This window comes from Mesonia ostreae, assembly GCF_031845265.1.
Classification (GTDB): domain Bacteria; phylum Bacteroidota; class Bacteroidia; order Flavobacteriales; family Flavobacteriaceae; genus Mesonia; species Mesonia ostreae.
This window is the reverse complement of record NZ_JAVRBG010000002.1, coordinates 42,649-66,573: the sequence shown is the minus strand read 5'-3', so window position 1 is coordinate 66,573 and position 23,925 is coordinate 42,649. Positions and strand designations below refer to the sequence as shown.

Here is a 23,925-nt window from a genome sequence, read left to right as displayed (position 1 = left end):
TATACAATTAATGAATATCAAAAATAATAGGCAAACTATAACTCACAGACACCTTCTTGCCTTGTTGTTGCGCGGGCTTCATTTTAGGTAATAAATTCACTACTCTTTTAGCCTCCTCTGCTAAGGCTTCGCTTACAGATCTTGTTTTAATGTTCTCTACAATACCCAATTCATTCACTGTGAAATTTACGTATATCCTTTGCTCACCGCTTAAATGAAGCTTTGCAGCCAAATCCCCATCAAACTTATTTTTAATCGATTGACCAATTTGAGATGAAAAACAAGCTCTAATTTCTTCCTGAGTCTCATATACTTCACAACCAGGAAAAACAGGAGCCATCTCTACAACTCTAAAGCTGAATTCTTCTATTTGCTTTTCTGCAGGTTTTTGGAGACCCATTTTACCTAATTCTTTTTTTTCTGGGTTTATTGGTGCTACAGGATTTTTAGGCTTAGAAGTCTCTACAGGGTCTTTACTAGGTTTTACGGGCAGTTTTTTGGTAGGTTTCTTTTCTTTAGTAACTACAGTTTTTTCTGGTTGCTTGTTAGGCATACTAAAAACAAAAGGTTTTTCTGATTCTAATTCCTTAAAACTAGCGGTCTCAGGATTTAAAATTTCAATTTCCGTTTTATTTTCTATCAGAAATATCGCTATCAATAAGGCTGCAATTAAACCCATCTGAAAATAAACGACACTGCTTTTGCGGGTAGGCTTATTCTTTCTCATAACATATTGTTTTAGTTCTACAAGTGCAGAATCAACAATGCTGCCAAAACTAATGAGCAATAAAAAAAGCCTTTAATCTTTACATTAAAGGCTTTTGAAATATAATATTATTCTTCTTAATCTTGGACTTGAAAAATAATTGGCAATGAATAAAGTACTCCCACTGCTTTTCCTCTTTGCTTACCTGGAGTCATATTAGGTAGCATATTCACTACACGCTCTGCTTCTTTCTGAAGTCTTGGGTGCGGCGCTCTTGCTTGAACTCCTGTAATTTTTCCGTTTTTATCAATTTTAAAACGAACATAAACTCTGTTTACACCAGTAAGACCTAGTTCTGACCCTAAATCGGTATTAAATTTACTGTTGACAAAATCTTTAATCTTGTCACTCATACATTTCTTACGCTCATTATTGGTTGTAAATTTTTCACAACCAGGAAATAAAGGTACATCTTCAATCGCTGTAAAAGGAACATCTTCAATTACCTCTTCTGGCGCTTCTTCTACCTCAGCAACTTCCACAATTTCTGGCTCATCCATTACCTCCGTAGATTCGATAATTTCTTCTTCGATTTCTACATCATCCTCAACAACCTCAATAACTTCGGGAGCTGGCGGTGGTGGCGGTGGTGGTGGTGGTGGAGTTTTGATTTGCGTAATAGGCATATCTTCTTCATCGAGTTGATCAAACTGAACTACTCCTTGATCTATGTCCTCTTTATCGTAGGTTTTCCACTCAATAGCACGCCAAGTAATAAAAAGCATTAAAATAAGACCCAGTTGAAAAAAAAGCACGCTTTTCCTTCCTAGATCTTTTTTTGGGTTTTTCTTTGGTTCCATAATTAAATTTTATCGAATTGCTAATGTAATTATTTTTTACAAAAAATCTAAGTTATTCTTTAGTTTTAAAGTTTTGGATTCTCAATCTTAACATTATTACTAGAATATAAGCGCTTAAAACTCCTAATGAATTTGCCAATACATCAAGACGATCTATAGTTCTATAACTCGTAGCAACATCTTGTAAAACTTCAATAAGAATGCCAAAAGCAACTATTAGCAAACCAATTATTAAAAAAGGCTTTTTCTGAATCTGCTTTCCCAAGTTACAGCTTATGTAATACAAATACCATATAAGGCTAAGTCCTAAATAAGCTATGAAATGAAAAACTTTATCAACTTGATCAAAATTAACTTTAGGCAGTCCGTCTGTGCGCATTAGAGAAGCGTAAAGAATCCCTATAGAAAACAGCAGTGCTATAGTTAAAATTAATTTAGGCGCCAATAAGTTCTTTATAAGCCTCTGCATCTATTAAGTCTTTTACTTGCTCTGGTGCTGTCATTTTAATTTTCACCATCCAACCATCCCCGTATGGGTCTGTATTTACATTTTCTGGCTCATCTTCTAAAGACTCGTTAAACTCAATAATCTCTCCAGAGAGAGGTAAGAAAAGATCAGATACTGTTTTTACCGCTTCTACTGTTCCAAAAACTTCCTCCCTTTCTAAGGTCTCATCTACGGTTTCCACCTCCACATATACGATATCTCCTAATTCGCTTTGTGCAAATTCTGTAATTCCTACAGTTGCAATATCGCCATCAATCTTAATCCACTCGTGGTCTTTAGTGTACTTTAATTCGCTTGGTATGTTCATTTTAATTGTTATTTTATAAGTTACTGTTTAATTTCCAAAATTATACCTCAAGGTAAACCCAGATCTTATGGTGGTTTGTGGAAATGCAGTAGAAACAGCGTATTCAGAAAAACTATGGTCGTAATAAAATATTGCGGTTAAGTTTTTTGAAAGCGCATACTCTGCATTAAAATTGAATCCCCAAATATCTTGTCCCGAAGTAGTTTGACTATTATTAAAATCTAAATACCTAATAATAGTTTCATTTCTTCGGTAAGATAAATCTGCCTTAAAGATTAAATCACTTCGTATTATTCTTTGCTGCCCAGCAATTTTAGTAGCCATCGTTAAATTTCGTAAACGATACCCTAAACCTAAAATATATTCATTCCCTTGAATCTCGGTAAGCAAGTTATTGTCAAAACTAAGAGATAATTGTCGATCTTTCTTGATTTCCGCTAAAATCTTTACAGAATTTTTTAATTCCATATCCACTTTTACCAAAGGGGAGAATTGTTCTACCAAGTTTATGTTAGAAATCAAGAATGGATTCTTATAATCTCCAGACTGATCTACATTGCTCTCTCCGTAGGGGTTACCTCTATCATAATCTAGATTACTTTGAAACTGGTTCACATTATAAATAGATGTATAGCCGTGTTGTATACTAAAACGTTTGAATTTATCTTTAAACCAACCCAAACGCATTAATCCGGTATATTTCAAATTCCAGTTAGGTAAGGGCGTATCTCTAAAAGTTCCTAAACTTACATCTTTCGCATCGCTTGTCGTATAAGCCGAAAGAAATGAAGGTAATAGTACCGCTTGGCTATTTTTACCGAAGCCTTTAGGATAACCGGTTTCTTGATCTATATTGTTAGCATCTGTTAAGTCAATTCCTGCCTCTGTTGCCAAGCGATTAGCAATTTGCAATCTGTTTGCTCTAAACTCATTAAAAGCATCAGACTCCTGACTATCACTTTTGCTGAATGCAGAAGAAATCATAATCGTAGAAATATTAAAGTTTCCGAAGGCATTAGGGGTTAAAGATCTATACTGAAGGTCCTCTTGATTCACTCGGTAATTCTCTGAATAAGTTTCAGAATATAATCTATTTGCCGTAAGATCTAAAGTTAAATCTGGCACTAAATCTATATTAGCTTGAATGCTAAGATTTCTGGTTTCATTTTCTGTATATTGTTCGTTAAACTCTTGGTAAGCAGTAAGCCATCCACTAGAAGCTGCTTTTTCTCTAACATCTGCCTGACTTCCAAAAGTAAATCCTGCTGTAGGCTTTAAAGTACCCGCAAAACCTACATCATTGGTATAACCCGGTAAATAAATACCATTGGTTTCTTGATAATTCACAGTTAATCTTCTTAAAGAAGTAACTAGTCCTATCGCAGTATTTAAAGCTTTATCGCCTCCTGTAAGTTCTGTTGCAGCACCATCTTTTGCATCTTTTGCCGCGTCTTTCTTATCTCTAGCGAAACCTAATTTATTACCAGTATTAGGTTTTGCATCTTCGGTGCCAAATTGAGGTCCTCTTCCTGTTGCTCGAGTAGCTCTCTTTTTTACCAAACCTAAATACCTGTAAAGTGTATTCATCTCAAAAGTTCCATTGATTTGATGCGTATTCGAATTTTGAACACTATTTCCAATATTTGGAATCCCTGGAAGATCCTTTAAAATTTCTGAACCTTTTTGCCATTGAAAATTCCCTGTATAAGAATATTGCGCTCTTACAAATTCTAAAAATGGAATTTTATCTAAAGGTAAATCATAATTTAATTGGAAACTCTGGTAGTGTTGGTTGGGATCGCCTATCTCAAAGAAATCATCCCAAACTCCAACCGTATTATCTTGAATATTCTCCTCATTAATGTAGTTTCTAACAATTCGGTTATTAGAACTATTAAAGTTAAAACTAAGTGATTCTGTTAGGTTATGGTTAATGGTATATTGCCAATCAAACGTATAATTTCTTTGGTACAAAGTTGGCAATCCAATAGAACCCGGCGGCAGATTAATCTCTCTGTATTGTTGCTCATTATACTGTCTTATAATATTAGAACTTGCTGAAATATTTGAAGGCAAGGGATTGATATTAAAATCTTTTATGGGTCTATAATAATCGCTACTATCTAAAAATTTAATGTTTTTAAATGGCTCTATCACTAAAGGTGCAAATGCATAATCATACGTTGCCCCTATATTTACATTTTGATTTAGAGCATCTTCTATCTCAAAATCTCTATGATCTTCTTGGTTATACGTACCAGAAAAAGAGAAGTTTTCTACATCATACGGCATAGGCTTTCTATCTGGATTGGTTCGCTCTTTTCTCAATCCAATCACACTTACACTTTGTCTTTTCGTATAATCTTCTGCTCGTTCTTGTAGTTCATCTCTGCGGGAATCATCTTGGGTATTATCGAGGAGTGTTTCTAGTTCTAAATCTAAATATTCGGGATCGTATTGCGGGGTAATTAATTCTTCTCCACGACTGTAGGTAAATGGAATTTTAACTCCCCAATTTTTTGGAAGCAATTGCCCAACATTTAGATTACCTACTACATCGTATTGTTTTACATCTTCTCTACTTCGTTGGTTTGGTCCTTGCTCAATTGAACCAAAGCCTACCGTACTTCTTCTTCCGGTGGCAGATACTGTGGCAAAATCAGCGAAATTGGTATCCATATTTAAGACGGCTGCCCAGCCACCTTCATTTTTCAAATCGGATAAACGGAGTTCATTAAACCAAACTTTACCTGAAGCATCGGTCGTTCCTGTATTTTTTAATCCCAGCATCAAGACTCTAATATTTCCAAAACTAGGATTTCCTTTAATTCCCACTCTTAATTCTCCTGCGTTGCTCGAATTGGACGGAACTAAATCCGAAGTAAAGAAATTTAGATCTATAGAATTGTACGCATTGTTTCCTATAACCAAGGATTTTATTTGCTGAAGCAATTCTAAAGGTAAATTTAAATCATTTTCTATAGGCCAAACCGCTCTAGGCTGAATGGAGTTCTCATCACTTGTGGTTAACGGAATTTCTATTTGGTAAAAGTTATCAGAAAAATCTGTTCCCATTCTAATAAATGCCGTTAGCTCTCCATCCAATAAAGTAGGGGCTGGAAAAGGTAAACTCTCTGCGTGTAAAAACATTTCTAAATTTTTATACTGGCGCATATCAATTTGAAAATTCTTATACACCGCTCTAGAATCTTGCGGAGCTAGTTTTTTAACTGTTAGCGACAAAGACTGTTCGTCTTCTCTAATCGTTTGGTTGTTATTCACCATCTCTTCTCTTACCACTCCTGGCGGAGTTACATAGTCTGAAGTTTGCTCTTCACTTACCGCTGCTACTTCTAGCGTGGTATTTGGTGTGTTTTCTGGATCGCTCCCATTAGGTACTAAAGCTTGATTATACCTTCTATAATCTCCTCTTACCAAGTCTAACGTACCAAAACGTAAGACGACATCATCACTAAATCCGGAAAGGAACATGCGCATAAATCTTACCGAGCGTAAATCTGCAATTCCATTTACGGAATACTGACTATCTGTTCTTAACGGAATTTTAAACTGCACCCAACGCACATCCATCTGGCTTCCGTTTTGAAGCGTAGTATTTAAGGTTTTTACATCGGTAATATAATCATTATCAATACCAGCGATAGAACTGGTGTTGTTGTTCACACTCATATCTCTATATACAGGAACTTCGTACTCAAAGTAACTGTCTATGGTATTCATCGTGTTGTCTCTATTTACATCTTCTACAGATGGAATGGTAGTGTTCCCTCTGTTGTTTTGCCCAACTTCTGTAGGTGAATTTCCTTGCAAACCGTTGTACCGCTTATACCTGCTAAGAATATCTCCTTCTGCACTTAAATAATATTCATAATTATCATTGGCGGGATCTTCTAAACCAGCAAAACTGGCGAATTTCTGAGCTTCTAAAGCGTCATCTAAACCGTTTAAGCCTAAATCCTGATTCACGCGTTCTTGTCCGTCACTATCAAAAGCATACACCAAAGATTGATTGGAAGGGACTCTACCAAAAGCAGTTTCTATGGTGCTTCCTGCAGATCCATCTTTAGGTAAACCATTTTCGTATTGCTTTCTTCCGTCTTTTAAAACATCTTCAGAAATACTTCCCAAGTTGAAGGTAATTTTCCCTTCGTTAATGGCATTATTTTCCTGATAGATAAAAGGATCCATCACCCAAAATTCTATAAATTCTACATTGGATTGTTCAAAGTTGGTTGTGGTAATTTCTCGTGTAATTCCGCCAAAATTCTCGTTGGGATTAGGTAATGTATTCGTTCCTGCTGCGGAAGGATTAAAGTTATATGCCCCACGCTCTCTCGGGTCAAAACTAAGATCTAAGGTATAAATAGCTTGCGTCTGCCCCTGAACGATATCTGTATTCGGGAAAATTTCATCTATAAAAACTCTTCTAGTCGCATAGGTAGAAAGATCGGCATCGGTGATTCCGTTAGGACGCTGACTCGTATAAAAAATAGGATCTATCGTGTACCAATTTAATTTTGCTCTTTTATATCCTGAAGCTAAATCATTATTCGCTTTTTCTCCTCCAAACCCAATAGGCGCACTAGACAATGACCAAGAAAGAGGCGTCATTACAGAAATGGAAGTTTGTGAAGCTTCAAAATCATCTACATAAGAAGTAGCAACTCCGTTAAAATCATCTCCTTTTGGAGAACCTGGTTGTAGATATGCAAACTCTCCACGAACAGAGAAATTAGATTCTACATCGGTATCTATATTAGGAAGTTTATTTACAAGTCTAGTAAAAAATGGAACTTCCGTAGAGTAATTTAAGTTAAACCCATACATCGAGTTATTGATAGGCTCGTAACTGTAATTAGATTTCTGCGTAAGCGGTCTTTCATTTAAATTAAGATAGGTACCACCTATTAAAAAGTCTTCGCTAAATTGATGCTGAACATCTATACCTGTAAATCTCTTGGTTTGCTGCCCAAATAAAGCATTGTTCTCTGTAGAAACTTGGATAGGCGTATCTGAAGCCAAAAGAGCTTCATCCAAAATTTTAACTCTTCCCAATTGATAATCTACCGTATAATCTACACCTTCTTGCAACACACGACCTCCAGCAGTTACCGTTACAGATCCTTGAGGCACATTAAATGCTCCAATAGGAATCCCGTCTTGTCCACTCGATTTATAACTACCTTTTAACTGAAACTTATTTTTATCGGCTTGCTCCTGTTCCGCTTGTGTTTTTGTAGTCTTATAAAGCGCTCTAAATACATATTTAGATTGGTTTTCGTTATAGGTATTGATATCGTTATAATCTTCATTTCCGCCGTTAGGGTTGTTATCTAACTTTTCAAATAAATATTCTCCAAAAGGTTCTACGGAAGTAAAAATAATTCGACCGTTTTCGGGATCTATAGTTAATCCGGGGACATAATCAAAGAAACCATCTCCGTCAACTACTGGGTCATTGTTTAGATTTAAATTATCTAAGTTAAAAACACTTAGTAAATTCTCGTCTTCTACATCTTCTGGTAATGGTGTAGAGGAGTTTGGCGCCGGATTGATATAGTTAAGCGGCTGCGGATCTGTATATAAAATATTAAACCTAAAATCTTCTTTTTCCAATTGAAAAGCATCTAGGCTATAGATATTTTTCATCATCAAATCCCAAATAGGTTCATTCACATTCGTGATAGGACTCTTTAAAAGTTTCACCACCAAATTTTGATTAATGGCAATCACATTTTGGTTAGGATCATTCGGGTTATTTGGATTATTTGGGTTGTTTGGGTTGTTGTTAGGATTAATTCCGCCTTGAGTAGCTTGTACGCCATCGTTCGCAAATTCTCCTACTTGATACACTTGTCCGTTTACCGTATATTGAAAAGCTACAGCCAAGACCTCATCATTGCTAATTCTTTGATTTAAAGAAACATATCCCAACTGGGTATTTAGGGAATATTCATTAGGCTCTAATTGTCTAGCATTTTCTAACTTAGCATAATCTACTCCTTCATCTACATCTCCAGAGTTAGCACCAAAACCTTGATCTACCGTAGCTACATCACGAATCGCCGATGTTAACACAGATTGTTGCGGCCCTGTAATTCCCAATGGATTAAAGTCGTTATTCGAGTTGCTTGGATAAGCTCCCGGTGTAGAATTTAAAAAACTTGCAAATCCTGGTGGGTTAATAGGGTTTCCGTTTTGGTCGTTTAAAACTCCTACATTTTCAGGATCTGATTCCCCTAAATCTTGAATAGCTACAATATTTCTCGCATTGGTTAAGGCTTGCGTAGAATTTGTTCTATTGGTTACCCAGATTTGTACGCGGGTTACCTGAATGTTACTATTGATAAATGGATAATTCTGAAGCGATTTATTATATTGATTTCTAAAATAATGCGCTAAAAAGAAGTGTCTGTTTTCGTCATAATCCAAGATAAATTTCTCAAATTCTTGAACAGCTCCTCCTCCCTGAATATTAGTGGTTTGTCTTTCTGAATTTTGCTCAGAGAAAACACCCGTAATCGTAGTTTTTCCAAACTGAAGCTGCGTTTTCACTCCAAATAAACTCTGCGCGCCCTGAATTAAAGAACTATTAAGCGGCATACTTACGTTACCCACTTCAATTTTTCTTACAATATCATCTTCATCTGGCGTGTAATCTAATTTAATTTGATTCTGAAAATCAAACGTAGATTCTGTATCGTAGTTTGCGTTTACCTCCAAGCGTGTTCCCACTTTTCCCAACAAACTCAAGCTAATACGCTGATTAAAATCGAAGGTAAAACTGCTTCGGTTACGAGGAGAAAGCGCAGGATTATCTTGCTTGGTATATAAAACCCCTAAATCTACTTCTACAGATCCTTGAGGAATTACTTCTATTTCACTTCCACCAAAAATGCTCTCAAAAAAGCTATTGTTTACATAGAAAATAGGCAACAAGTTTCTTTGCTCTTCTTCGGCGTTTTCAGTTCTTCCCGCAATAGCATCCGATTTTTGTTTAAAATAATCTTTCATCTGCGACTGCAAAATCAAGTCTCTATACTCGTCTGGAGTTAAAACCATTGGGTATTCTACATTTACCCGACCAATTTTTTCGGTATAAATATAGCGGTCTAGAATAGGATCATAGGTATACTTTTGCTCTATACTACTAGGATTTGGCAATTGCACATTTCCGGTAGAATATCCTGTTTTTGTAGAATCTTGAGAGGTTTCTTCTTGACTGAACACTAGGCTACAGCTCAATAAGAAAAAAATAAGTATATAAGTACTTCTATATCCTTTATGGTGGGAGTAAATATTTTTCAATTTATATTAAAGGTTTTTTAAAGCAAGCTTAATTATCGTTTCTACGGAAGCACTTTCATCACTTTTAATGATTTTCGAAACTAATTTTTCAGATTGTTTTCTGGTATATCCAAGTGTTTCTAATGCTGATAACGCTTCATCTTTATGGCTATTGCGTTGGACTGTAGAAATTTGCCCCGAAGCTTCAATTTCTCCCAACTTATCTTTCAAATCTATAATAACTCTTTGGGCTGTTTTTGCTCCAATTCCTTTAACGCTTTGAATCTCTGGCACATTTTCTGTCGTTATGGCTTCTACAATCTGGGCAGGACTCAAAGAAGAAAGCATGGTTCTCGCGATACTTGCTCCAATTCCCGATACAGAAATGAGCTTTTTGAACATTTCTCGCTCAGATTTTTCCATAAACCCAAATAGCGTATGCGCATCTTCTCTTACCTGTAAATAGGTGTAGATAAGAATATTCTCATTTTCTGGTAATAAAGAAAAAGTATGCAAAGATATATTTAAGAAATACCCAACTCCTCCGCATTCTACAGTTACATCTGTAGGATTTTTCTGGGTCATTTTTCCTTTCAGGTATTCTATCATAAGTTAAGCAAACGTTAAAACTTCAAATGTAGGAAATTTATTAAGATAGCGAAACCCTAATCTCTTAGTTTAACAATCAAATTACTCTATACTTAATTCGGCTTGCCTTTTTTTATCTTTTTCTTGTGCATCGATTACGGCAACAGCTGTCATATTCACCATCTCTTCTACACTTGCTCCCAATTGTAAAATATGTGCGGGCTTCTTTAAGCCCATCATAATAGGACCAATAGAATCTGCCTTATTAAGTTCTTTAATGAGTTTATAATTAGAATTAGCCGAATCTAAATTAGGAAAAATTAATGCGTTCACTTTTCTTCCTGCCAGTTTTGAAAACGGAAATTTGCTTTGTAGCATCTCCTTATTTAAAGCAAAATCTACTTGTAATTCTCCATCCACCAGTAACTCTGGACTTTTGGCATGAAGAATTTCTACAGCATCTTTTACTTTCCTAGCTTCAGGGTGATGTGAGGAGCCGTAATTGGCGTAAGAAATCATGGCCATTACAGGCTCCATTCCAAACATTTTAAGAATATAACTCGTCATCTTTGCAATACGTGCTAAATCTCCTGCGGAAGGATTAATGTTAATGGAGGTATCACTAATAAATAATGGGCCTCTCGAAGTATTCATCAAGTTCGTGGCTGCAATTCTAGAAACACCTTTAGCCATTCCAATTAAATCTAAAATGGGTCTTACCACGGTAGGATACGCCCTAGAATAACCAGATAAAAGTGCATCTGCATCTCCTTCATTCACCATCATCGCTGCAAAATAATTACGCTCTCTTAATAGTTTTTGAGCTTCGTATAAAGTAACTCCTTTCCGCTGACTCGTTTCCCAGTATTTTTCCGCGTAAGCGTTTACCTGTTCTTTTTGCTCATCAGATTTTGGATCGATAATCACAATATCATCTCCATTCTCAAATTCAATTTCTTGCATCAATTCAAGAATAACTTCTCTTCTTCCCAACAAGATAGGCTTACAAACGCCTTCATCTCTACTTATTTGAGCAGCTTTTAGCACATCTAAATGATCTGCTTCTGCATAAACCACCCGCTTCGGATTCATTTTAGCTCTATTGAGAAGCAATCTCGTAATTTTATTATCACCTCCTAAACGCTCATACAATTCATCCTCATAACGCTGCCAATCTTCAATAGGTTCTTTGGCTACACCGCTTTCCATTGCTGCTTTCGCTACCGCTGGAGGCACTTCTGTCAACAAACGAGGATCAAAAGGTTTGGGGATTATATATTCTCTACCAAAATTAAGTTTGGTTTCTCCGTAGGCGATATTTACCTGTTCTGGCACTGCTTGTTTAGCTAAATTTGCTAAGGCTCGCACTGCCGCTTTTTTCATTTCTTCGTTGATCTTACTTGCTCTCACATCTAACGCACCTCTAAAGATAAATGGAAACCCAAGCACGTTGTTTACTTGGTTAGGATGGTCGCTTCTTCCTGTAGCCATAATAAGATCTTTCCTCGTATTTACCGCCAAGTCATAATCGATTTCTGGATCTGGGTTGGCCATAGCGAAAACGATAGGATTATCTGCCATACTAAGCAACATCGCTGGCGTTACAATGTCTGCAACAGAAAGTCCTACAAACACATCGGCATCTTTCATCGCATCATCTAAGCTATCTATAATTCTATGAGAAGCAAACTCTCTCTTTTCATCTGTTAGATTTTCTCGATCACTCCTAATAACACCCTTACTATCAATCATGACCATATTTTCTGCCTTGGCTCCAAAAGATTTATACAATCTAGAGCAAGATACTGCAGCAGCACCGGCTCCACTTACCACAATCTTTACCTCTTCCATCTTTTTACCTGCCAGCTCTACTGCGTTTAATAGCGCTGCCGCGGAAATAATTGCGGTCCCGTGTTGGTCATCGTGCATTACAGGAATGTCTAACTCTTCTTTAAGCCTACGCTCTATTTCAAAAGCTTCTGGAGCTTTAATATCTTCTAGGTTAATTCCGCCAAAAGTAGGTGCAATGCGTTTTACTGTAGCTATAAATTCTTCTACATCTTTGGTATCTACCTCAATATCGAATACATCAATATCAGCAAAAATTTTAAACAAAAGTCCTTTTCCTTCCATTACGGGCTTAGAGGCTTCAGGACCTATATCTCCTAATCCTAAAACGGCTGTTCCGTTAGAGATTACCGCCACTAAATTACCTTTAGAAGTATACTTATAACTGTTATTCTTATCTTTTTCAATTTCTAAACAAGGTGCAGCCACTCCTGGGGAGTAAGCTAATGCTAAATCTCTTTGGGTTGCATATTTTTTGGTAGGCACCACTTCTATCTTTCCTGGTTTTGGCTTAGCGTGATATACTAATGCTTCTCTTCTCTGTCTTTCGTTGCTGGGCATCTCGTTATTTTTTTCTTTCCTACAAATATAGCAAGCTTTGTTTTTCGAGGTAGCTAAAAACAGAATACTTTTTACGAAATGAAGAGAAAGTGAGAGTATAGACTTTATATCAACTCGTAAACATACATGTGTAAGTCTTCATTCCGAAGAAAATATCACAAATACCTACTTTACGGAAGTCTTTCTCTTCCCAGAAAAAATGAATCCTGACTTCAAAGCAGTTAGTTTTTTAATCTTTCATTAACTCTTCCATATCTTCAATCGTACTTTCTAATCTCTCCAACAAGTTTCCATACATCATTTTATTACTAAGCTTGTAGCCAGAAATAGCAACGATAGAAAAAAACAAGGCCAAGCCTGCAACGAGCATCATAGCTAAAATAGAATCCATTTCTTGGAGCTTTATCATAACCTTGGTATCTTGAAAAAAGACCCAATAGGCGGGAATAATGACCATCGGAAAACCTAAGCCCGCTATCAAAGTGGAAGATTTTATAATCTTCTTGACTTGCTTTTTATAATTGAGAAGATAGTAGTAAGTGTTATCTTGTATGTTGATAGAATTAAGGTCTCTTAGCATTTTTTTATTGGCAAAGAACAAGGCTACAATTAATACGGCATTGTAAATAGCTAAAAAAAACTCTCCCATAAATACCAAAATGGCAGATATTATAAGAGCCACGGGAAGAAGACTTAAATTATCTTTTTTGGTGCGTTTATTAATCTTCTGCGTAATTAATTTAGATTTTTTATCGTAAAAATTGGCTATAGCAGGTGCGCTAAGTTTTGTTTCCGCCTCAAAACCTTCTTTCCAAATGTTTTCAATAGACTTTTCCATGAAGTAATGTTTTTAGTTTTTTCTTAATTCTGTTGATTTTAACGCCGATATTGATTGGAGATAATCCCATGATTTCGGCAATTTCTTGATAGGATTTTTCTTCTAAATAAAGTAAAATGATTGCGCGATCTACTTCTGAAAGTTTTTTGATGGCTTGGTAAAGCATTTTTAAAGACTCATCCTGAAAAGGATCTGATGCAGCCTCTACTTTATCTTCTATAGCTGGCAACTCTACACTTTTTTTACTGATTTTCTTATCTTTTCTCAATAGCGAGAGGGAAACATTAAGAGAAATGCGGTACACCCAAGTAGACCATTTGGATTCACCTTTAAAATTATCTCGGCTTTTCCATAGCTGAAGACATACCTCTTGGTAATAATCTTGAAAATCTTCTTCATTATCTGTATAAGCCCTACAAATTTTAATTATGATGCCTACATAAGGTAAAATAAACTGTGTATAAAAATCTCTACTCAAAACTTCCTTTTCTTAGTTAGTGATAGAAAGATGAATTTATTACAAGTTTTTTTGTAAATCTTTTTAATCGGGAGAAAATACTGTTGTATGATTTATCTAATTCTTCATGAGATCCTGAAATAAATTCAGGTTGACAGTTCTTTTCTAGAATTTTGTATCGAAACCTCGTTTTTCGTTTTTTGTTGTTGGTTTATAGTTTTTCGTGTATTCGTAATATGCGATCTTAAAATCATGGGTCAAAGAGTATTGGGTCGTGGGTCAAAGAGTCGTGATTCTAAAAGCACTTTCTCTAACTTAGTCTTTTAAAAAATCGATATTCCTTTTTAATCCTGAGAACTTTGTCCGCTTGACGGCAGATTTTTGGAAAATCTTCCCAAAAGTCTCTTGCGTGAGTTCTTCCCAATCCTTTTTATCCATCTCTAGTAAATCTGGATGCGGATCAAACAGCGGTTCATTGTGAGATTTAGAAAAGCGATTCCACGGACAAACATTCTGGCAGATATCACAACCAAACATCCAATCGTTAAACTTCCCTTGTTCTGAAACGGGAATTTCATTTTTTAATTCAATGGTATAATACGAAATACATTTGCTGCCATCTACTTTATAAGGCTCATAAATCGCATCAGTTGGGCAGGCATCTATGCAGGCGGTACAGTTTCCGCAATGGTCGGTTACTGGAGTATCATATTCTAAGTCTAAATCGATAATCAATTCGGCTACGCAATAAAAAGAGCCTGTTTTTTTTGACAATAACAGCGTGTGTTTGCCAACCCAGCCTAAACCACTTTTTGCCGCCCAAGCTTTATCCATTACGGGAGCAGAATCTACAAAAGCGCGTCCTCCCACCTCTCCAATTTCTTCGCGGATGTGGGAAAGCAAAGCTTTAAGTTTATCCTTAATTACAAAATGATAATCTCTTCCGTAAGCGTATTTACTAATTTTATACGTGTCGTCATCTTGTTGTTCTTCGGGATAATAATTCAGCAACAGCGACACCACACTTTTGGCTCCAGGTACGAGCAGAGTTGGATCTAGTCGCTTGTCAAAATGATTTTCTAACCATTTCATCTCTCCGTGTCTGTTATTATTCAAGTAATCTTCTAAACGTGGCGCTTCTTCTTCTAAAAAGCCCGCTTTGCTTATACCGCAAGACATAAATCCCAAGCGTTTTGCTTCGGCTTTAATGAGTTTAGAATATTTTTCGGTGTTAGACAAAGGTTTGAAATTTTTTGTGCTAAGTTCACAAAAGTACGGACAAATTTTTGGAATTTGAATTTACAAGCCATCTCCCTGAGTCAAATTTTGATGAATTCTATACGCTATAAAACTGCATATGTATTAGAAATGCCCTTAACCAATCATATAATCCTTATTGAATTAACTGTAAACAATCAAAATCGAGACTTTATGTGTATACGGAGCATAAAAAGTTAGTGCATCAACGTGAATGGCTTTCAATCCACAGCTTTTAGCAGACTCATAATTACTATGCATAAACTTGAGGAAGAGGTAAAATGAATGGTTTTTAAATCTTAATTAAAAACAGGCTACATCATCCTTACTTTTGTCGTGCCGCATTAATTTTACGATGTCAAAAAACTAACTTGCATATCTTTTACCATATTTATATTTTTTGCAAAGAAAAAAAATTTAAAAACTTATAACAGACTCGGATTATATTCTAGATTAATATCAATTTCTTCAGAAGTATTAGAGTTTACATAGATTTTAGAAGGATAATTGAACTCATTATAGTCGTAAGCAAAAGTTTTTACCACTATTCCATTAAGCTTGTATTCAATTGGATTGTTTTCATTTTGATGATTAAAATGAGGATAGTATTTAATTTTATCTTGAAATTGTTCCTCTAAATATAATAATCCCCCGCAATCTAAGAAACTATACATACTACCTCCCAATAAAAAACTAGAATAGGTATGCAAATTTTTCTTGTCATCATAGGAAATTACCAAGGTTTCTTCGTCTAACTTAATTTCAACAAGATTTCCTGCTGAATAAGTAAATGCCATCACGATAGTTTCTTGTGTTTCTAAATTGGTTTCTATAACATTTGTTAATCGATTATTATTCATTATAAAATTGATTGCTTTTTCATATATCAATTCTTCTGAGTAATCACCTCCAAATGTATTGATCAAAGTTTTAGACAAATTATAGGAATCATCGGTAAAATCACTAAATTCATATTTATTAAAAACATCTGAATCCCCTTCCCTTATTTTTATATCATTAAATTCTCCATTAGAATCAAAGAAGATATTAGCACGCGTAAATGAATTTAATTCTTGTACTTCTTTCAAATTGTTTTGTTCATTATAAAAATACTCATAACCTTTCCTAAAAATTGCAGGAACTGCTAAGAATTCTCGTCTTACCAATTGTTCATTTGTATTATATTCTAATTCTATAGTATCGTTAGAAGAGTTATTATGATTAAATATATATTTGCTTAGCACTAAATTCCCACTCGAGGAAGTTTCAAATTCCTTTTGAAGGCTTGAGGTCAGGTTGTTAACATTGTCATATTCCAAAACAACGGTATAGGATGTAGACGCACTCAAATCTTCTAACAAATAGGAGTTTTCAAAAATTTGATTTGATAATAATGAATCATTTAGATAAAGAGAATAGGGAGTACCCTCAAGTTTTTCTATTGTATTGACGGTCCAGTTAATTTGAGCAGAAGTAAAAGTGATGTCTGAAATTTCTAATTTCGAGGGTTCTATTGTAGTAGTGTCATCATTTACTACTGAGCCATTATCATCGTTACTACACGCATAAATACCTAAGCAACAAACAATAATAATAATTGATTTTGAAAAAAAATTCATAGTTATAAAATTTGGATTGTAAGTCACACATGTAACCGCAACGTTCAATACTAGTTTGTGTCTAGTAAATATAAGTTTTTTACTTGAACAATGAGGTTTATTCTCCTAGCATTTAAAGATGCTTGTCTTACCAATGGATTTACCTAATTTCAAGAGGCTGAGACTATCCAATTAAAGAAATAGAATTTATCAACATCAACGGATTCCAATCTATCGCTTTTAGTAGACTTGTCAAAACTATGCATGAGCTTGATGAAGAAGTGGAAGGATTTACATTTCAGCAAAAATGAAAGAAGAATTAGATGATCATTATTTTTATGAAGTAAAAACTGAAAATTTACCCAATCGCTTTTCTAAAACCTTCTATTTCTGAAACTCCCCCTTGTACGTAGAGTAAATCATTTTGTAAGATCTTCTCATCTGCTCCAATATTAGAGACCATTACTCCGTCTCGTGCTACCGCTATCACATTTATATTATATTTTGAACGTAAATCCAAATCTTTTAAACTTCTACCAACTGGGGAACCGCTGTCTTTATACACTCGCAAACAAGTGATATTAAAATCTGGAACTTGGTCACTTTTAAAAGTTCTTGGAACTTTAGCTTTATCTTGAAAAAGGTTATAATTATCTGATCGAATTGAATCTAGGAAATTAGTAATTTCATCTTCTGGAACTAAAAAATTATGAAGAATGCGCGAGAATATCTCAACCGCAGCCTCAAGTTCTTCAGGGATTACCTCGTCTGCTCCTATTGCTTTTAAATCATTGATTTCTCTAACGTATTTTGTTCTTACCAGTAAATAAATAGACTGAGTGATGTTGCGCACCGCTCTAACAATATCTTTAGACGTTTTCAATTCGGTTACAGCAACAACGATAGCTCGCGCGTGAAATACATCTACGTGATTTAAAATGTGATCGTCTGCGGCATCCCCAAAAATAATAGGAACTCCTTTCTCTGCTTCTTCTCGCACGGTTTCGGCATTGAGCTCTAACACCACATAAGGAATATTGCTAAATTCTGCAGCTTTGGCCAAACTTCTTCCATTAATACCGAAGCCAACAATAATTAAGTGATTTTTAAGAACCAAGGAGTCGTCTACTGGTTCTGGTTGCACAGTATTTTTTGTCTTAGACTTACCAGATAAAAATATTCTAATCAGGAAATTACTCATTTGCTCTGAATAAATGATGACAAAAGGAGTAAGCAGCATAGAACAGATAGAGATTGCCAAAAAGTATTGGTAAACATTATCGTTTAATAAGTTATTATCCATACCAATCGTAGCCAAGATAAAGGCAAATTCCCCAACTTGAGATAAGGCTAATGCGGTAAGCAAAACGGTTTTTATGGGATACTTTAAAACTACCACGGCAATGGCAGTCGCCAAAGTTTTTAACACCATCACTCCCACTACAAGCAGCAATACCATTGATACATTCTCTACAAAGAAGCCTATATTTAATAGCATTCCTACAGAGATAAAGAAGAAAGAAGTAAAAAGCTCTCTAAACGGTAAGATGATGCTTGTTGCCTGATGACTATATTCAGATTCTGAAATAATAAGCCCTGCCAAAAAAGCGCCTAATGCTAGAGAAAGTCCAGCCATAGAGGTTAAATAAGCAACGGCAAAACAAATAGTAATTGTGGTAAGTATAAACAATTCTTTACTTCTTGTTTTGGCGACCAAATACATTAATTTTGGAACTACATATCTTGCTAAAACATAAGTTATGGCCACTACAATTAGTGACTTTACTAACAAACCTATAATACTGCCTGTAATATCGTCAGAATTTCCAGCCATGATGGGGGTTACCAACATCATGGGGACCACAATTATATCTTGAAAAATGAGAATACCCAGCGCATTACGACCGTGAGCTGCAGAAATTTCATTTTTATCTTGCAAAACTTTTAATACAATAGCGGTACTAGAGAGAGAAACCAGAAACCCCATAAAAACTGCTTTATCCCAAGATGCTCCAAATACATTAGCCGCAAGGGCTGCTATACCAACTGTGAGACTCACTTGCAGAAGGCCTCCAATAAAAACTGTTTTTTTAATCAGTATTAATTGTTTGATAGACAATTCTAGACCAATCACAAATAGCAAGAGTATTACTCCAATTTCGGCAAAAATTTCTACTTGGTGAACTGCTGTCACCAAACTTAGTCCATACGGACCAATGATAATACCAGTAATCAAAAAACCTAAAATAGAGGGCAACTTCAGTTTTTGCAATAAAAATACAATCATGACCGAAAAGCCAAGTAGAATAAGAACGTCTTGAAAAAGGGTTGACTCCATGCAATTGTATTTTAGCTACAAAGATATTTTTTTTAATGGATTTGGAACGTTTCTCAAGGCATTTAGGTTTTATTTTGCGTTTTCTCTAGCAATAGATAGACTTGATATTTCGATTTAGGTTAAAACATCCCTATAAATATGACTTCTAATTTTAAAATATTTTCTTCGGAAGTAAAAATAGTTTGTAGCGCGAGGTTTATAGAATGATAAAACACTGCCAAATCCGCCTTCATTTCTACGATGAAATTTTGTCCCGTATAAGACGTTTAGAAAATGCCATCCTAATTGAATTTATTCTAGCAAGGAGAAGAAGAATAAAACAAAAACACTTCAACCCCAGCCAAACTTAAGTACCGGATACAATGAACATTTGCTATTGAAAAAATAAACCATCAACAAAACCTATAAATTATACTCCTAGTACAGCGCCGTAAAGCATTTGGTAGAAACAAGTTTTTATGCGGTAGATCTCTGTTCAAACTTTAACACCGCGTTCTTAGGTTTTAAGGTTATAAGTGGTAAGATCTCTATTGAGTTATTGGTAGGTTTAATTTTAAAACGAGAAACCACTTCCGCAATAGCTAAAACCATTTCATACATCGCAAAATTATTGCCTATACATTTTCTAGGTCCCGCTCCAAACGGATAGTAAGCGATAGATTTTTTGGTTTCTAAGGTCGAAAATCGATTTGGATCAAATTGCAATGGATTTTTCCAATAATTTTCATGTCTCTGTATTTCATAAACAGACAGTAAAATACTGGCATTTTTTGGAATAATCATCCCATTGCATTTGTCTTCTTCCAAACTAATTCTATCTATAAAATATGCAGGCGGATATAATCGCATGGCCTCTTCAATAACTTGTGCTGTATAGGGACTGGCTTGCAAAAAAGCCATTAAATCATTTTTTAGATGCGCGTTAGTCTTAACTTCTTCATAAATCTTTTCTTGCTCTTTAGGATGTCTCGCTAATAACTCACACGTAAAAGTTAGGGCATTTGATGTAGTTTCGTGCCCTGCGGTGAATAGAATAAGAATCTCATCAAGAAGTTGTCGTGTATCCATCTCGCTATAATCATCATAGCGAGTGTCTAAAAGCATGTCTAATAAATCATCTTCCCGCTTGCCAGAAGCTTTTCTTTTCTCTACTACTTTATTTAAAATCTCTCGTGCCTCTTCAGTTAATTTTAAATGCGCTTGTATTTGTCCGCTCCACCTAAACCACCATACTTTAAACGGTTGTCGTAATTCTCTTACCAACATTTTTTGTGCAGCTTCTGTAATATACTGGAGCCTATTTATTTCTTGTTGTCCAACTTCACTACTAAAAAGCGACTTCACCACCGTCTGAAACGCCAAATCATTAAAAATAGGAAAAACGTCTATGGGTTTTTCAGTAGTAATGTTATCAACTTCAGTAGAAATAGCCGTTTGCATAGTATCTAAGAGCAGCGCTAATTGCTTTTTATGAAAAGCAGGCTGAATCATTTTACGTTGCCTTGCCCATTGTTCGCCGTTGGTAGTTAAAAGTCCATTACCTACATACTTTGCCAAATCTTTTGTTTGGATTGGTGACTTATGGTAGTTCTTCTGATTTTTTTGTAAAATGTGCTGTGCTAGTTTAGGATCTCTAGAAAAAATCACATAATTACCTAAACCAATTTTTAACTTAAACGTATCCCCTAAGCGCTCAAAGTTACGCTCGTGGAACGGCAAAGGGTTTTTTAAAATTCTGCTACCGTGCTTTAGGAATTTTAAAAAAGAAACTTCTGGTATATTTTTGTAAACGCTCATCTAAAATAAACCTCCCTGAAGGTCGGTTTTGGTTCTTCCTAAATGCTTGTAAGCGGCATCGGTTACTTCTCTTCCTCTAGGTGTTCTTATAATAAAACCTTGCTGAATTAAGAAGGGTTCATATACTTCTTCAATAGTTTCTGAGCTTTCGCTAACTGCTGTAGAAAGGGTGGTAAGCCCTACGGGACCTCCTTTAAATTTATCGATAATCGTGGTTAAGATTCTATTGTCCATATCATCCAAACCGTGCGCATCTACATTTAAAGCATGAAGTCCGTATTTAGAGATTTCCATATCTATTTTACCGTTTCCTTTAATCTGCGCAAAATCTCTTATTCTTCTTAAAAGGGCATTAGCAATTCTGGGAGTTCCTCTACTCCTACCTGCTATTTCTATGGAAGCATCTTCGCTAATTGGAACTCTCAAAATTTCGGCACTTCGTTGAACGATACCTGATAACAATTCCGTAGAATAATATTCCAATCTGCTGGAAATCCCAAAACGGGCGCGCATAGGCGCAGTTAACAATCCAGAACGAGTCGTGGCACCGACCAAAGTAAAGGGATTGAGATTAATTTGAACCGATCTAGCATTGGGACCAGACTCAATCATAATATCAATTCTAAAGTCTTCCATCGCAGAATACAAGTATTCTTCTACAATGGGACTTAACCTATGAATTTCATCAATAAATAATACGTCTCGCTCTTCTAGATTGGTAAGTAATCCCGCTAAATCCCCAGGCTTATCCAAGACCGGACCAGAGGTCATCTTAAGACCAACTTCCAACTCATTGGCTAGAATGTGTGCCAAAGTAGTTTTCCCAAGCCCCGGAGGACCGTGAAAGAGCGTATGATCTAATGCTTCTTCTCTTAAATTTGCCGCTTGCACAAAAATTTGAAGATTTTCCAAAACTTTTTGTTGTCCTGCAAAATCATCAAAAGAAAGCGGGCGCAAAGCTCTTTCTATATCCAACTCCTCTGGCGTGAAGTTTTCTCCTGTAGCATCTAGATTTTCATTCATAAAACAAATATAAAGAAAAAGCCTTCTCTATAACTAGAAAAGGCTTTGTATCGTAAAGTAAGCAATCAATTAGTGATTTAACTCTTCTTCGTTCTTTTGCAGAGGTACGTTTTGTGGGATAAAATCTTGTCCCGGTATCACGTAATCTGTTCCGTCCTCATTCATTTTACTATAATCATAAGACCAACGGTACACAGCTGGGATTTCTCCAGGCCAGTTTCCGTGAACTGGATGAACTGGTGTAGTCCATTCCAAGGTGTTCGATCTCCAAGGATTTCGTGTTGATTTTTTCCCATAGAACATAGAATGAAAGAAGTTATACATAAATACTAATTGAACCAATGCGGTCATAATTGCAAACACAGTGATTAACACATTCGTATCTGCTAAATCATCAAAGTAAGGAAACGCCGTGTTGGTATAATAACGTCTAGGAAGTCCTGCCAATCCAATAAAGTGCATTGGGAAGAAAACCCCATAAGCTCCTACGACGGTAACCCAAAAGTGAATATAGCCTAAATTCTTATTCATCATTCTACCATACATTTTAGGGAACCAGTGATAAACACCAGCAAAGAACCCGTAAAGTGCAGATATTCCCATTACTAAGTGGAAGTGAGCAATTACGAAATACGTATCGTGTACGTTTATATCTAAGGTACTATCTCCTAAAATAATTCCTGTTAATCCTCCTGTAATAAAAGTAGAAACAAATCCTATAGACCACAGCATTCCTGTATTCATCTGCAGGTTACCTTTCCATAAAGTAGTAATCCAGTTAAAAGCTTTTACTGCGGAAGGAATTGCAATTAATAAGGTTGTAAATGTAAATACAGATCCTAAGAATGGATTCATCCCTGATACAAACATATGGTGTCCCCATACAATCGTAGAAAGAAATGCAATCCCTAAAATGGAAGCTACCATCGCTCTATAACCAAAAATTGGTTTTCTAGCGTTACTGGCCATCACTTCGGATACTAATCCCATCGCTGGAAGAATTACAATATATACTTCTGGATGTCCTAAGAACCAGAATAAATGCTCAAATAATACGGGAGAACCTCCTTGGTGCGCCAATACTTCTCCTTTAATATAAATGTCACTAAGGAAGAATGAAGTTCCAAAACTTCTATCCATTATCAACATCAAAGCTGCCGATAATAGTACTGGGAAAGATACCACCCCAATAATAGCAGTTACAAATAAAGCCCAAATAGTTAATGGAAGTCTAGTCATAGACATTCCTTTTGTTCTTAAGTTAATTACCGTTACAATGTAATTTAATGAACCTAATAAAGATTGTGCAATAAAGAACGCCATAGAGATTAACCATAGTGTCATTCCCATTCCAGACCCTGGAATAGCTTCTGGTAAGGCACTTAAAGGGGGATAGATCGTCCATCCTGCAGAAGCCGGTCCCGACTCTACAAATAAGGAAGAAATCATAATTATACAAGAGATGAAGAATATCCAATAAGATACCATATTAAGGAATCCTGAGGCCATATCTCTTGCTCCAATTTGTAAGGGAATTAAAAAGTTACTAAATGTACCACTTAGACCAGCTGTGAGTACGAAAAAGACCATAATTGTCCCGTGAATAGTCACTAAAGCTAAATATGCTTCGGCAGTCATTACTCCACCTGGAGCATATTTCTCTCCTAAAAACCATTCGAATATCATAAAGGATTCTTCCGGCCATGCAATCTGCATTCTAAATAAGACCGACATTAAAATTCCCAAACTACCCATTAACAGACCCGTAATGAGGTATTGCTTGGCAATCATTTTATGATCCTGACTAAATATATATTTAGTAATAAAGGGTTCTTTATGATGATGTCCATGATCACCATTATCGTGATGATCTTGAGCTAAAGTTGCGTTTGCAGTTACTGACATATCTATACTATATAACTTTTAAATAA

The 23,925-nt window shown here is 35.6% G+C and carries 15 protein-coding genes; all 15 read right to left on the bottom strand.

Features of this window, described 5'->3' with window-relative positions; all coding sequences use genetic code 11:
* Positions 1-7 precede the first annotated feature (7 nt).
* The 15 genes from RLT85_RS02285 to RLT85_RS02215 all read right to left on the bottom strand — a co-directional run bounded on the left by RLT85_RS02285 (position 8) and on the right by RLT85_RS02215 (position 23,899).
* Complete coding sequence (locus RLT85_RS02285; protein WP_311400432.1) at positions 8-727, bottom strand: energy transducer TonB; 720 nt, start codon at positions 725-727, stop codon at positions 8-10.
* 116 nt (positions 728-843) lie between these two features.
* Positions 844-1,566 (bottom strand): energy transducer TonB, encoded by a 723-nt coding sequence (locus RLT85_RS02280; protein WP_311400431.1) that lies wholly within the window; start codon positions 1,564-1,566, stop codon positions 844-846.
* Positions 1,567-1,618: 52 nt separating this feature from the next.
* Positions 1,619-2,035 carry a VanZ family protein gene (locus RLT85_RS02275; protein ID WP_311400430.1) on the bottom strand — a complete coding sequence of 139 codons (417 nt, stop codon included), beginning with the start codon at positions 2,033-2,035 and terminating at the stop codon, positions 1,619-1,621.
* Entirely contained in the window at positions 2,001-2,381 is a 381-nt protein-coding gene (gene gcvH / locus RLT85_RS02270; RefSeq protein WP_311400429.1) for a glycine cleavage system protein GcvH, read from the bottom strand. The genes RLT85_RS02275 and gcvH overlap by 35 nt, the downstream gene beginning before the upstream one ends.
* A gap of 27 nt (positions 2,382-2,408) precedes the next feature.
* Positions 2,409-9,710 carry a T9SS outer membrane translocon Sov/SprA gene (gene sov, locus RLT85_RS02265; RefSeq protein ID WP_311400428.1) on the bottom strand — a complete coding sequence of 2,434 codons (7,302 nt, stop codon included), beginning with the start codon at positions 9,708-9,710 and terminating at the stop codon, positions 2,409-2,411.
* 6 nt (positions 9,711-9,716) lie between these two features.
* Positions 9,717-10,298 carry a Holliday junction branch migration protein RuvA gene (ruvA, locus tag RLT85_RS02260; RefSeq protein WP_311400427.1) on the bottom strand — a complete coding sequence of 194 codons (582 nt, stop codon included), beginning with the start codon at positions 10,296-10,298 and terminating at the stop codon, positions 9,717-9,719.
* Positions 10,299-10,379: 81 nt separating this feature from the next.
* Positions 10,380-12,686 carry an NADP-dependent malic enzyme gene (locus RLT85_RS02255; RefSeq protein ID WP_311400426.1) on the bottom strand — a complete coding sequence of 769 codons (2,307 nt, stop codon included), beginning with the start codon at positions 12,684-12,686 and terminating at the stop codon, positions 10,380-10,382.
* Positions 12,687-12,915: 229 nt separating this feature from the next.
* Entirely contained in the window at positions 12,916-13,524 is a 609-nt protein-coding gene (locus RLT85_RS02250) for a hypothetical protein (protein ID WP_311400425.1), read from the bottom strand.
* Positions 13,508-14,002 (bottom strand): RNA polymerase sigma factor, encoded by a 495-nt coding sequence (locus RLT85_RS02245; protein ID WP_311400424.1) that lies wholly within the window; start codon positions 14,000-14,002, stop codon positions 13,508-13,510. The genes RLT85_RS02250 and RLT85_RS02245 overlap by 17 nt, the downstream gene beginning before the upstream one ends.
* Before the next feature lie 294 nt (positions 14,003-14,296).
* Positions 14,297-15,220 carry a tRNA epoxyqueuosine(34) reductase QueG gene (queG, locus tag RLT85_RS02240; RefSeq protein WP_311400423.1) on the bottom strand — a complete coding sequence of 308 codons (924 nt, stop codon included), beginning with the start codon at positions 15,218-15,220 and terminating at the stop codon, positions 14,297-14,299.
* 443 nt (positions 15,221-15,663) lie between these two features.
* On the bottom strand, positions 15,664-16,857 hold the full coding sequence (locus RLT85_RS02235; protein WP_311400422.1) for a fibronectin type III domain-containing protein: 1,194 nt from the start codon (positions 16,855-16,857) through the stop codon (positions 15,664-15,666).
* Positions 16,858-17,194: 337 nt separating this feature from the next.
* Positions 17,195-19,174: a monovalent cation:proton antiporter family protein gene (locus RLT85_RS02230; RefSeq protein WP_311400421.1), complete on the bottom strand. Its 1,980-nt coding sequence runs from the start codon at positions 19,172-19,174 to the stop codon at positions 17,195-17,197.
* A 456-nt stretch (positions 19,175-19,630) separates the two neighbouring features.
* Positions 19,631-20,971, bottom strand: a complete 1,341-nt coding sequence (locus RLT85_RS02225; protein ID WP_311400420.1) for a cytochrome P450 — start codon at positions 20,969-20,971, stop codon at positions 19,631-19,633.
* The gene (gene ruvB / locus RLT85_RS02220; protein ID WP_311400419.1) at positions 20,972-21,994 is read right to left on the bottom strand and encodes a Holliday junction branch migration DNA helicase RuvB; all 1,023 of its coding nucleotides are present in this window, start codon (positions 21,992-21,994) and stop codon (positions 20,972-20,974) included. It abuts the gene before it with no gap.
* 69 nt (positions 21,995-22,063) lie between these two features.
* On the bottom strand, positions 22,064-23,899 hold the full coding sequence (locus RLT85_RS02215; protein WP_311400418.1) for a cytochrome c oxidase subunit I: 1,836 nt from the start codon (positions 23,897-23,899) through the stop codon (positions 22,064-22,066).
* Between the last annotated feature and the right edge of the window lie 26 nt (positions 23,900-23,925).